Here is a 12,629-nt window from a genome sequence, read left to right on the forward strand (position 1 = left end):
CCGACGCCCGAGTATACCCTGCGGCCTGATGCAATTCCCGGAGCCAGGTCACCAGGCATGTTTCCTTTGGTAACAAAACCTTACCCGATGATACCCGGCAGCAGGGAAATTTGAAAACAGGGGCCGGCTGGCGGCCCCCGACTCAATAGGCGTGATTGAGCTCCCGCTCTGACATGAAGCGCAGCGGCTGCTGCAGCTTGTGCTGATAAATGAGATCGAACGACAACACGTTTTGCACGTAGTTGCGGGTCTCCTTGTAGGGGATGCTCTCGACCCACACGTCCATCGGCTTGTTGTCACTCTGCTCTCGCCAGCGTTTTACCCGTCCCGGCCCGGCGTTGTAGGCGGCTGCCGCCAGGATCCGGTTGCCGTCATAGACATCCAGCAAGCGCTTGAGATAAGCGCTCCCCAGACGAATATTCATCGTCGGATCAAACAGTTGCTGCTCGTTGCGATAGGGCACCCCCAGCTTGCCGGCGGTTTCTTTGGCGGTGGCCGGCATCAGCTGCATCAGACCGCGCGCCCCCACCGGCGACTGGGCCAGCGGATAGAGGGCACTCTCCTGACGGGAGATGGCATAGAGCAGACTGGTGTTCATGGTGCGCTCTTGCGCCATCTGGGAGAAGGTGCGCTTGAGCGGCAGCGGGAAGCGCAGGTCCAGGGCATCCCACGCTTCGGCGCGAATGCTGGCGAGAATGGCCAGCTCGTGCCACCCCTGATTGAGGGCGATATGGCCAAACTCGATGCGCTGGGCCACCGGATTGCGATCCATGTTGTGGATCCACTCCGAGCGGGCCGCAGCAATCTCGTTCATCGAGAGCAATTCGCGCACCCGCAACAGGAAGGGCCAGCGCTGACTGGCCGTGCGCCAGTCCGGTACATGCTTGACGCTCTGGTTCTTGATGCGATAAGGCACGCCGGTGCGCTGGGCGGCCATAAAGCCGTAGAAACCGCGCAGGTTGGCAGTCTCCAGATAGAGATCCCGCGCCGGTTTTTGCTGCCCCTGCACCTCAAGGGAGCGCGCCATCCAGTAGCGCCAACGATCCTCTTTCTGACGGGCCATCGGCATCATCTTCACCCAGCCGGAGAGGCCACGCCAATCCTGCTCCCAGATGGCCAGTCGCGCCCGCAGCTCGGTAATGTCGGGATCCGCCAGCTTTTTCACCGTGCTATCGACCCAGCTGCGCTGGGCAATGGAGCGATCCAGCAGCAGGCGGCGGGCAATGGCACGCTCTACCGGTTTCACCTCGGCCTGGGTCAGGCCAAAACGGCTGCGAAACAGCGTAAGCTGGCGCAGCACCGACTCCGGCTCCTGATTGGCATAGCGGGTCAAACCAAGAGAGAGCAGCTTGCGGGAATAGGGGTTGCTGCTGAAATAGGCCGGGTTCATCGCCTTGGCGGGCTGCTCGAACAGGGTCACCATCTGATCGCCATAGCTCTGCAAGCCGCTACCCAGGGTCGCGCCAAGGTGGCGGATCAGGTTGGGGTTTTCCGCCTCGAACGCCAGCGTCATCCGCTGCCAGATCTTCTCCTGGGTTCGCTGACCGGATGCCTGCCACAGCTGGAACAGCGGTGAGCAGGCATCGGGATGGGATTGGCCGCTCATCCAGATCTTGCCCGCCCCCTGCAACGCCTCTTTCGGCTTGCCGGTGTAATAGAGCGCCTGATAGTGCATGCAGAGCAGGTCGGTAGAGCTCGGCTTGGCCGGATAGAAGCGCAGGAACTGCGACCACTGCTGGCTCTGGGCCAGATAGGTCAGATAACTGCGCTCCAGCCGGTTGGACTGGGGAGTATCCCCATGCTGGCGGATAAAGCGGGTCACATCGTTGTAATCGGCCGCCCCCGGACGAAAGGCGAGCTGATAGTAATCGAGGTAAGGGAGCAGGGGGTAATGGGTCAAACGGGCACGAATTTGCTGGAAACGGGCCTGATCATTGGCCCGTACGGCGTCATACGCCTGACGGTAGAGCGTCTGGTCGGCAGTCTGCGCCATCAGGGTCGGCACGAACAGCGCCGACAAAACTATTCCCCATACAGCTTTCACTGAACATCTCCATTGAGGGCAATACACCGCCCGGTGGCGGTGGGTCTACTGCCTCTCATTCTACCCGTTGCCGGGCAGCGCTACAGCGGGGAGCAGGGACTATTTTTCTGCCTCACTCAGCTGCATTTCGCGCAGTTGCTCCGGTCTGGTCAGCCGCTGTACATATTTCTCCAGATAGGGCACCGGCAGCGGCTTGGAGGCGAGATAGCCCTGATAGAAACTGCACCCCTGCGCCTTGAGAAACTCCAGTTGCTGACGGGACTCCACCCCTTCCGCCGTGACGTTGAACCCCATATGTCGCGCCATGGCGATCACCGCCTCGACGATGGCCATGTTGTCGCCATCTTTCGGGATGTCCTGAATGAAGGAGCGGTCGATCTTGAGCTCATCGGCAGGCAGCCGCTTGAGGTAGCTCAGAGAGGAGTAACCGGCGCCAAAATCGTCGATGGCAAAGCTGATGCCGAGCTCCTTGAGCTCGGTCATCTTGCTGATGGTGTCCTCGGCATGACCCAGCACCACGGATTCGGTGATCTCCAGATTGAGGCAGGCCGGATCCATGCCGGTTTGTGCCAGCACATCGTGGATCCGCTCGACAAAGTCGGTGGCATGGAACTGCTTGGCACTGACGTTGACCGAGATCTGCGGAATGTGGATGCCGTTCTCCTCCCACAGCACATACTGGGCGCACGCCTCGTGCAGCACCCAGTTGCCGATATCGACAATCAGGTCCGTCTCCTCGGCAATGGGAATAAATTCGGCCGGCGAGACCAGCGAGCGACCGGCTGGCTGCCAGCGAATGAGCGCCTCGACACCAATGATATCGCCGCCATCGACCATATGCTGGGGCTGATAGTAGAGGGTCAGCTCTTGCTGGCTGAGGGCGTTACGCAGTTCGTTGTGAATGAGCAGACGGCGATCCGCCTGCTGCTGCATCGAGGCATCGAAGAAGCGACGGGTCTTGCGGCCAGCGGACTTGGCCTGATACATGGCGGTATCTGCCTGCTTGAGCAGATCATCGACCCCCTGCTCCCGATCCGGAAACAGGGTAATACCGACACTGGCGCCGATGTGCAACACCTGCCCCACATAGGTATAAGGAGCGGCAATCTCGGTGATAAGCCGTTCGGCAATGATATCGGCCTGCATCTCAGCCTGGGGCGGGCTCGCCGAGAGCGATGGCAGCAACAGTACAAACTCGTCACCGCCGAGGCGGGCCAGACAATCCCCCTGTCTCACCAACCGTTTGAGACGGGCGGCGACCTCCTTGAGCAGCCAGTCACCGGTAGCGTGGCCGAGGGAGTCGTTGATGGTCTTGAAGTGATCGAGATCGATAAAGAGCAGCGCGCCAATCAAGCCATCGCGGGTCGCCTCGTTGAAGGTCTGCACCAGAGTCTCGTGGAGCTGACGGCGATTGGGCAATCCGGTCAGCTCGTCGTAATAGGCGAGATCCTGAATGCGTCGCTCGGCCGCCTTGCGCTCGGAAATATCTTCAAAACAGATGACAAAGTGGCTGATCACCCCTTTTTCATCCTGCACCGGTGTCACTATCTCCCACTGGGGATAGGTGTGACCATCGACATGGCGACGCTGGGTCTCCCCCTGCCAGCGGCTGAGGGTATTGAGCTCGTAACCGAGCCCCCCCAGATTGGGCCAGAGATCCTCTTCCAGATGCAGGCCCAGCACCGATTGGCTGTCAAAGCCGGTGATCTGGCTGAAGGCGTTGTTGACCCGCAGGATCTTGAACCCCGGATCCGTGATGATGATCCCTTCGTGGGTCTCGAATGCAACGGCAGAGAGTCGCATCTGGGCATCTGATTGCAATCGCTCCAGCTCGGCCACCATCCGTACCGAAAAGGTATTGAGCACCGAGGTGAGATTGCTGGTATCTGCCGGGGCCGAATAGAGCAGCGCCAGATGGCCCAGAAGTTGGCCTCTGGCATCAAACAGCGGCTGACCATAATAAGTCTGCTCGGCCGCCAGCCAGGGTTGATACTCCTGCGACTCGTCGATCACCTCGAAACAGATGGCCCCCTGCTTATAGAGCTCCTGACAGGGGGAGCCCGCCAGCGGGTAGTCTTTAAGCGACAACCCGTCGGCAGCCAGCACTTTGACCCGGTCGGCACCGCACAACTCCCCCACCCAGACCGCATCCACCTTGAGGATATGAGCCAGCTGGCTAACCAGGGTATTGAAGAAATCGAGCCCGGTGCGGGCAGAGAGCGCCTGCGCCAACTGGGTGAGCAGGGTGGTTTGCAGCAATGGCAAAGAGAGATTGAGGGAGGAGACAGCACTGTTGGCGGTATCAAGAGGGGCCAGCCAGCCACAGCAGATCTGCTGGGTGGGCACAAACTGGCCACTCCAGAGCACATGGTTGAGCTGCCCCTGATCATCTTTCAGATGACCGATGAACTGTTCAGGCAGATGTGATTCATGAAGCCGGACAAGAAAGTCGGCAAAGCCTGCCTCATCTTCCGGTAACAGGCGAGCGGCCCAAGGATGATTGCCCTCCCCTTGCCACTGCTGGTAGGCCCCCTGATCAGAGAGACTCCACTGATCATGTTGCCGATCGAAAAACCACATGACTTGCGTGGCCTGCTGCTTCATTTACCACTCCAACACAACAACCAACCACGTTTGATGTCCAATCAGGCATAGCAACGCCCCCTGCATCCGCTCATGAGATCAGAGGTTGCGAGGGAAGAGTACAAACATGCGATATCAAGCAGTGGAAACCGGACATGAGGTCGACACGAAGTGCTGCCAAGAAGGGACAGAAACGATCCTATTCCCGTCATACTGCCTGCCAGTTTCATGGAGCTCAAGCTGTTTTTGGCACGAAACCGGAAAAGATCACAATTTATAAGTTGCTGAATAGCCAAGGGAAGGTTATGTGACATGGATCACATTTCAATCTTTACCAATGAGTAATCTGAAGGTGAAGACACAAGCAAGACGACCCGAAGGGGGCCAATATGAAAATCGAAATTACCAGCAAAATCATCGACATCACCCCGGCTATCCGCGAGCGCATCGAATCCCGTTTTGAAAAGCTCGAACGTCTTCAGGTGCCTCTCATCACACCCCATGTGATTGTTTCCAAAGAGCGTCTGATGTTCACTGTCGAAGCCAGTGCTGGCATCCCCAACGGCAAACTGTTTGCCCAGGCAGAGCATGAGGATCTCTACGCCGCCATCAACGAACTGGGGCAAAAACTGGAGCGCCAACTCAACCGTCACACCGAAAAGCCGATTGCCCGTCGTGCCAATGCCGCACTCAAAGAGCAGCCGCAACCGGATGAAGCTGACGCTTGATTGCATGCCGCAAGGCTAAAAATTCTAAAGAGCATAAAGGCGGGGTCACCCGCCTTTTTGTTGCCTGTGATTTGCCGACAAGCATCGCGTTACACCACTGAACAAGCGCCATCAACTGAGCCAGTGCAACCGGGTATCCACCCCCTCTTGCAAACGATCGAGGATCGGCAGCAATACCAGCGGATCCTCCTGCCTCGGCACATCGGCCAGCTTTTCTTGCAACCGCTCCCGCGCCAGCGGCGACAGGTTGTCGTAGACAGCCTCATCGAGCAGTGGCTGTTTGACCGCCAACGGCGGTGTTTGCAGCGCCAGCCAGAGCCGCACATCCACCATGCTTCCCCCTTGCTGCAACCGCTCATTGATGGCACAGCAGTCACTCCCCGCCCCTTCAGCCACCAGCACCTCTGCCGGTCTCAGATCAAAGTGCAGACGCCAGTCACGGCTCTGGGGAGTGGCCGCCGGTATGGTATCAAACCAGGGCTGCTCCTCCACCGCATCGGTCAGCAGGGCCAGATGCAACCGGAAATCAGCGCGATCGCCATGTTGCAGGTCACGGTTGAGGCGCTGCCCCAACTGGCCCTCATCGACGAGCAGGTGATTACGGATTGAACTGGGCAGCATGAGATAACTCTCGAAAATGGCGATTTCACTGGTTATCGGCCACAAATCCAATTCTTTTAATGGAAAAATCCTGCTTGGGGGTTCACAAAACCGGAAGATCTGTTAGTATGCGCCTCGCACTTGTGGAGGGGTTCCCGAGCGGCCAAAGGGATCAGACTGTAAATCTGACGGCTCTGCCTTCGAAGGTTCGAATCCTTCTCCCTCCACCATTTCAAGTGCGACAATTTGAAAGCAATACCCCGTGGAGGGGTTCCCGAGCGGCCAAAGGGATCAGACTGTAAATCTGACGGCTCTGCCTTCGAAGGTTCGAATCCTTCTCCCTCCACCATCATTCAGAAAACCCGGCTTGGCGCCGGGTTTTCGCATTTATAGCCCGCCGCAATCCATTCTCCCTCTGCACTCCAGTCCCTTATCGCCATTTACCTACAGCCGATCGCGCAATAAAAAAACGGGAGGCCAGCGCCTCCCGTTTATTCTCATCTCTGCCTTGTTACAGAGTGACGTGTTACAGGGTAAAGCGATAGAAGATATCGACCGCCTGAGCCACCCCGCTCATCGCCTGCAGATAGAGTCGTGGCAATACCTCGTAGCGCAGCTTGAATTCGGCGATGGGGCTGAAAACCCCGACCCCGTACTGGAACTGCAAGCCCGGTAGTAGATATGCAGACAGAGTCACCTGGGTGTTGTCACCACTGCCCGCGGTATCGAGGGAGACATCGCTCATCCCCAGCGACTCGCCGATACTCGACACCACGCCATTGGCCTGACTCACCGCACCGGCCACCAGCAGACCGTTGAAACCGCCATCCTCACCGCCGGTCTGCAACCCTTTGCCGCGCAGCAGATAGGAGAGTTGTTCCGACTGCGCCATCTGCGGTTCGGAGTAGACAGTGATCTCAGGCTTGCTGGCAGGGCCGGTCACCCGCACCCCGACCGTCACCTGACCCTCGATGGTATCGGGATCCCGGTTGGCCTCGATGTTGAGGAACGGCCGATCCAGCGGACCGGAGAAGAGGATCCGCCCCTCCTTGATGATGAGGTTCTGACCGTAAGCCTTGAAGCGGCCGTTGGTCAGCACCAGCTGGCCATTGCCAGCCAGCGGTTTCTCGGGATCCTGACGGATATTGAGGCCACCGGAGACATCGGTCTTCAGCCCCATGGCATCGAGCTTCACATCGTTGCCAAGACGGATCGCCACCTTCATCGCCAGCGGCAGGCTGGCCTGCTTGGGGGCCGGGGGCAGATCGTCATAGACCACGGTCACATCATCTGAGACTGCCACCGCCGAATCCGGCAGGCTCTTGACCAGAATGCGCGCCCAGGGAATATCCACCTGACCGGTAATCCGAGTCTCCTCCCCCAGCGACACCGCGATATCGGGCGAGACTCTGACCCGGCCCATGCCCGGATATTGCGCCTCCAGCTCCTTGCCCTGAATGGTGAGGCTGCCGCTGACCGGCATCTTGGCCCAGCTGAGCCAGCCGCCCAACGCCAGCGGCCCCTTGCCCACCAACATGGAACCATCGAGCTCGGCGCGGTTGCCCTCGATCTTGAGGCGGGTCACCAGCTTGGTCAGGGTCACCATATCGGAGTGAGTCTGCACTTCACCGTCACGCAGGTTGAGCTGGCCAAACAGCAGGGGCGCCGCCAGGGTGCCATCGAAACGGGCATCGGCGGAGATGATCCCTTGCAGAGAGCGCACCTCAGGGATGAGCGGCGCAAAGGTATTGAGCTTGAGATCGTCAAACTTGAGCTGACCACCGAGCAGACCGCGACCGGCGGGCTCCCTGATCAGCAGATCGGTATCGATATTGCCGATCTGCTTGGAGGCAAAATCGAGGCGAATGGCCGCCTGCTGCCGCTCGAAATCCAGGGCCAGAGCCAGCTGCTGATAGTCGGTCTTGAGGCCATCTGCCACAAAAGTGCCCGGCGTGGTGCGCACCACCGCATGCAGGGTCGGCTGATTGCCACGCCAGCTGGCACGCCCATCGGCGGAGAGCGTCGCCTGCCAGCGGAAGTTGTCCGGCAACCAGGGGCGCAGCCGTTTGAGATCAAACTCGCTCAGGGCAAACTCCAGGGTGCCCTGCGCAGCGGAGACCTGACTCCCCTTGACGCAGAGGCTGGCCCCCTGGGAACCGAGGCAGAGATCCCCCATGGCCAGACGCTGACGCGGCAGATCGAGATCCAGTGCCCACGGGGAGCTCAAGTCCCAACGGCGCAGCGGGGTTTTCAACTGCAACTCGGAGAGCGCCCCGCGCCAGTGATCCCCGCGCACGCCGCCACCCAGTTTGAGGTTGGCCGCAACAGGGTCACCCTTCATGGTCAGGGTCAACAGATGCTGACTGATATCGCCGCTGAGGTTCAGGGCCAGCTGGCTGAGCTTGGTTTCGCCCTGTTTCAGCTGCGCCACCAACAACGCGAGCTCACCGGCCGGTTTGGCACCGATCACCGCATTACCCTTGAGGCTAATGCCCTTCAGGTCGGTGCCGGCATAGTAGAGCCGGTCGGAGACGAGATCCGCATCGATTTTTGGCGTCTGCTGATTGCCACTGACCTTCACCTGTCCCTTGATATCCCCTTTCAGGCCGGGATAGATCCCCCCCAGCTGGGGAGCCTGCAGGTTGGCATCGAGCTTCCATTGGGCAGTGCTGATGCTGCCCTTGGCCTGCAACTGGTTGGGGCCACTTTGCAGCGAGAGCGCCGGGATCTGCCACTCCATCTTGTCGTTGCCGCTAAGCTCCCCCTTGAGGGCCAGCGGGTACTGGTTGAGCTTGCCATCCACCTTGAGCTTGGGCAGTTTCAGCTCCCAGTGGCCCGCTTCGTTCATCACGAAACGGCTCTCCAGCTCACCGGCCAGCGTCCCTTTCAGCTCAGGCAACAGCTCGGCCGGATTGATCCCCTTGAACAGAGTGGTCCCCTGCCACTCGATCCCCTTGTTCCATGCCAGCTTGCCATCGAGCTTGAGCTCCCCCTTGAGGCCATTGAGCTGCAAGGCGATCTTGCTGAGCCGCTCCAGATCCCCCTTGCCGTCCAGCGCAAGCTTGAAGGGGGGGACATCGGTCCCCTTGCCGGAGGTATTGAGGGCAAACTGGTAGCCGGAGAGCTTGCCCTTGGCGGTCAGGCTCCCCTTGTCCAGCCGATAGCTCGGCTCATCTTTGGCAGGCTTGTGAAGAGGCCAGCCGAGGCTCTTCCAGTCGAGGGCCACATCAAAAGGCAGATCCGGGTCGAGGGCGGCCAGCGAGCCCTTGAGACTGGCGGCGACCGGCCCCTTGGCCGACAACGCCAGCCCCAGCTTGCCGACCGAACCGCTCAGCGCCAGCGTGGCCTGCTCACCCTGCAGCTCGCCATCCAGCAGCCCCTTGCGGGCCTTGGCATCCAGGGTCACCGCCAGCGGGTAGTCGTCACTGAGCTGGATGTGCCCCTTGAGCGCCAGATCGGCCATGGCATGGCGCAGCGAGAGCTCGCGCACCTCGATGCGATCGTCGGCAGCAGTGGCCGAGAGCAGCAGCCTGTCGAGCCCTTCGATCAACTCGCCCTGCTTATATTGCACCCGGGTCGCGCTGACCCCTTCCAGCTGGATGGGGAAAGGAAGATGAATGGCGGGCAGGAGAATGGGGGCAGCCTTTGCCGTATTTGCAGCTGGCGCCCCTTTGCCCTGTTTGGCTGTCTCGGCGCTGGCCTTGTCGTTGCGCGCCACCGCAGCACCGGCTTGCTTCTCGTTAGCGGCCGGCTGCTTGGCAGATTTGGCTGCGCTGGCGGGTGCCGCGTCATCAAGCGTCACCGTCAGGTTATCAAGCACCGGGCCGCGTACAATCAGCCCCTTGCGGTTGAGGGTGGCGCCGATATCGAGGGATCCCAGGGTCACGGCAACACCGGGTACCGCCAGATCGAGGTCAGCCACCTTGAGACTGTCGACCTGAATTTTGAGGGGGAGCGGATGCCAGACAAAAGGCTCCGACGGCTCTTCCGGGGCAGGCTCCGAGTCGGCCACCTTGACCACCGGATGAGTCACTTCAAGCGATTTGATCCAGAGTTTGCCCTGCAGCAACTTGCCAAGATCCCAGTCGAGCACGGCGCGATCGACGGTGACATCCACCAGCTCATCCTGCCAACCCGCCCCTTCCAGAGTCCAGCCATAGCCAAGCTGGCCCGCCACCAGCTCTCCCTTTAGGGAGGGCAGCGCCCCCTTGGCCTGTTGCCACAACCACTTGTTGCCCTGATGGGTGAAGCCCAGCAGGCTGACGCCGATGAGCAGCAGGAACACCAGCCCCATCAGCCAGAGAAAGATGCGTTTTAGCCAGATCACAATGCAGACCCCCGCGAAAGATACAGCCGCAGCGGCCAAAGAAAAAAGCGTTTAGACAACATCATAATTCAGGCCCCAATGCGAAATGCAGCCGCAAGGGCTTGTCCTCCTCCGATACCCCGACCGCCAGATCCAGCCTGACCTGGCCGATGGGGGTGACCCAGCGCACACCGACGCCGGTACCTATTTTCCAGGGCTCGCTGTAATCGGTGGTGGAGGTGCCGCCATCCACAAACATGGCCCCCAGCCACTTCTCGCTGAAGCGATAGTTGTATTCCAGACTGGCCACGCTGGTGTAACGACCACCGGTCAGCTTGCCATCCGGCCCGGTGGGGGAGATGCTCTCGTAACCAAAGCCACGCACCGTCTGATCGCCACCGGTAAAGAAGCGCAAAGACGGCGGCACCAACGAGAAGCTGTCACCTATGATGGCCCCCTGCTCTGCCCGCATCAGGAATCTGTGGTTATCGCCAAGAGTTCGCAGCCACTTGCTGCGTCCCCACACCCGCATAAAGCTGATGTCGGAGCCCCATCTGGGATCGGAGAACTCCAGCGTCAGCTGCTGGCGATCCCCCCAGTCGGGCACCAGGGTGCCGCGCACCCGCAGTCGGGACCAGGAGACCCCGGGGATCAGCAGCAAGCTGTTCCCCTCGTCGGCGCCCTGGGTATAGATCTCGTTCTCCAGCCGGATAAAGACGTCCCGATCCCAGCTCTCCGGCCGCCGCGTCCAGCGGTGCACACCGATGGTAGTGAGATCGGAGCGGGTATCGTTGTTGTCCTTGTACTGGTAGCCGGTCTGGATGGAGTAGTAGTCCCGCAGCGGGTTGCCCACCGGGATCTGATAGTCGAAGCTGAGCTCTGCCTCCGGCGCCGACACCTTGGCGGTGGCAAACAGACGATGACCATAGCGGTTGACCCAGGGCTTCTCCCAGGTGGCACTCATCCGCGGGCCTACGTCGGTGGCATAACCGATACCGGTCTCGATTTCGTGATCGACCCGGTTATCCAGCGTCACCGCGATGGGAACCCGATAGTTGCTCGCCTCGCTCAATACCGGCTTGATGTCTACCTGACGGAACAGCTTGGTGGAGGAGACATCCTGCGACATCTCGGCCAGACGGATGGCGAGATAGGGGTCGCCGCTCTTGATGTTGATAAGCGGGCGAATAAGGTGAAGCGCTTCGGGGGTGGCATCGTAGCGGATCTCGCCAAAACGGTAGCGATGGCCCGATTCGAACAGAATAAAGATCTCCGCCGTCCCCTTGTCCGGAAACACCTTGACCTGACTCTTGCTCAGCTTGGCATCAAAGTAACCACGGGCCAGCCCGAGGCTGCCCAGATCCGCCTTGATGGATTCATACTTGGCGTGGTTGAGGGGCTCGCCCTCTTTGAGGGGCAACTTGTCCAGCAGGGCGCTGTAAAGCTCGTCGCTGCCCGCATCCCCCTCCAGCAGAATATCGAGGCGGGAGACGATGACCGGCTCCCCTTTATCCACCTCAATCACCACTTTGGATGGAGTCTTCTTGTCGCGACTCAGGGTGATTTTCGGCTGGTAGTAGCCATATACCTGCAGCGCCTTTTGCACGCTCTCGGTAATTTTTGCGCGGGCCGGGCGGTATTGCCGCTCCTGATAGACCGGCAGGGCATTGAGGTAGGCTTCAACGTTATCCTTGTTCTCCCCTTTCAACCCCTTGACCTGATAGGTGAGCTTGGCAGCAAACGCGGGCGAAGCCAGCAGCGACAGCAACAGGCCCACCCCCAGAACCCGCAGGCCGCGGCGAAAGGCAGAGCCGGACAGTGAACGCCCTGCCAGCAGGGATGAAATGCATCCTGTCAAAGGTCAATATTCCTGAATCTGTGGTGAAGGAAAACAGCGCCCTTTCGGGCCAACCCCGAATGCGGCGCAGCACGCCATGCAGTGCATGGCCGTGACACAAAAATGCGCGCCAGAAAAATGGCGAACCTTATCCTAACATAGGCATCGGCCAGCGACAGCGCGGCGCCATTGGCAAATTCGCCATATCTTTTAAGAGGTTGACCACAAATCACACATTTTGGTGACAATGACGCCGCCCGCTTTCCCGATGAGGGCGAGCTGACCCGCCCTGAACAAGGTTCACTTCGTCGTCAGGCACCATTTATCACCTCTCCCCCTCTCTTTTTACCACCAGAAACCCACCACGACAGAGTTTGTCGGCATCGCCCCACCCTCACCGTTTAACAGGCCCGGCACACGCCAAAGCCCGCCGTAGCGGGTGATTAAGAATTGCTCGTTCAGCGCAATCGAATTATCCCGCTGCCTTTGCGAACGTCCCTCCCTCACACTTGAACCATCAACTGAAGGAGA

At 59.8% G+C, this 12,629-nt stretch carries 6 protein-coding genes and 2 tRNA genes; 3 read left to right on the forward strand and 5 right to left on the reverse strand.

The genetic code is table 11. The features are described 5' to 3' along the window. Positions 1–142: 142 nt before the first annotated feature. Both I6L41_RS09380 and I6L41_RS09385 read right to left on the reverse strand, forming a co-directional pair. Positions 143–2,044, reverse strand: a complete 1,902-nt coding sequence (locus tag I6L41_RS09380; RefSeq protein ID WP_216963588.1) for a transglycosylase SLT domain-containing protein — start codon at positions 2,042–2,044, stop codon at positions 143–145. 99 nt (positions 2,045–2,143) lie between these two features. Next, positions 2,144–4,648: a bifunctional diguanylate cyclase/phosphodiesterase gene (locus I6L41_RS09385; protein ID WP_216963591.1), complete on the reverse strand. Its 2,505-nt coding sequence runs from the start codon at positions 4,646–4,648 to the stop codon at positions 2,144–2,146. A 368-nt stretch (positions 4,649–5,016) separates the two neighbouring features. On the opposite strand from I6L41_RS09385, the gene raiA reads away from it, so the two are divergent. Further along, positions 5,017–5,355 carry a ribosome-associated translation inhibitor RaiA gene (gene raiA, locus I6L41_RS09390; protein ID WP_005334257.1) on the forward strand — a complete coding sequence of 113 codons (339 nt, stop codon included), beginning with the start codon at positions 5,017–5,019 and terminating at the stop codon, positions 5,353–5,355. A gap of 111 nt (positions 5,356–5,466) precedes the next feature. On the opposite strand, the gene I6L41_RS09395 is transcribed toward raiA, so the two are convergent. Then, positions 5,467–5,976, reverse strand: coding sequence for a VC2046/SO_2500 family protein (locus I6L41_RS09395; protein ID WP_201993345.1), 510 nt, complete (start codon positions 5,974–5,976; stop codon positions 5,467–5,469). A gap of 124 nt (positions 5,977–6,100) precedes the next feature. Here I6L41_RS09395 and I6L41_RS09400 point away from each other — a divergent pair. Then, positions 6,101–6,185, forward strand: a tRNA-Tyr gene (locus I6L41_RS09400). Positions 6,186–6,219: 34 nt separating this feature from the next. Further along, positions 6,220–6,304: transfer RNA gene (locus I6L41_RS09405), tRNA-Tyr, on the forward strand. 177 nt (positions 6,305–6,481) lie between these two features. Here the strand turns inward: I6L41_RS09405 and I6L41_RS09410 are convergent. Together I6L41_RS09410 and I6L41_RS09415 are read right to left on the reverse strand one after the other, a co-directional pair. Beyond that, complete coding sequence (locus I6L41_RS09410) at positions 6,482–10,282, reverse strand: translocation/assembly module TamB domain-containing protein (RefSeq protein WP_216963594.1); 3,801 nt, start codon at positions 10,280–10,282, stop codon at positions 6,482–6,484. Between the two features lie 61 nt (positions 10,283–10,343). Beyond that, on the reverse strand, positions 10,344–12,119 hold the full coding sequence (locus I6L41_RS09415) for an autotransporter assembly complex family protein (RefSeq protein ID WP_100646312.1): 1,776 nt from the start codon (positions 12,117–12,119) through the stop codon (positions 10,344–10,346). Positions 12,120–12,629: the final 510 nt, after the last annotated feature.

It is taken from the genome of Aeromonas sp. FDAARGOS 1411 (assembly GCF_019047125.1).
Lineage (GTDB): Bacteria > Pseudomonadota > Gammaproteobacteria > Enterobacterales > Aeromonadaceae > Aeromonas > Aeromonas veronii.

Bases quoted from the DNA above. Each gene is read 5' to 3' on its own strand.
- I6L41_RS09385 (WP_216963591.1), bottom strand. From the start codon at position 4,648: ATGAAGCAGCAGGCCACGCAAGTCATGTGGTTTTTCGATCGGCAACAT.
- raiA (WP_005334257.1), top strand. From the start codon at position 5,017: ATGAAAATCGAAATTACCAGCAAAATCATCGACATCACCCCGGCTATC.
- I6L41_RS09395 (WP_201993345.1), bottom strand. From the start codon at position 5,976: ATGCTGCCCAGTTCAATCCGTAATCACCTGCTCGTCGATGAGGGCCAG.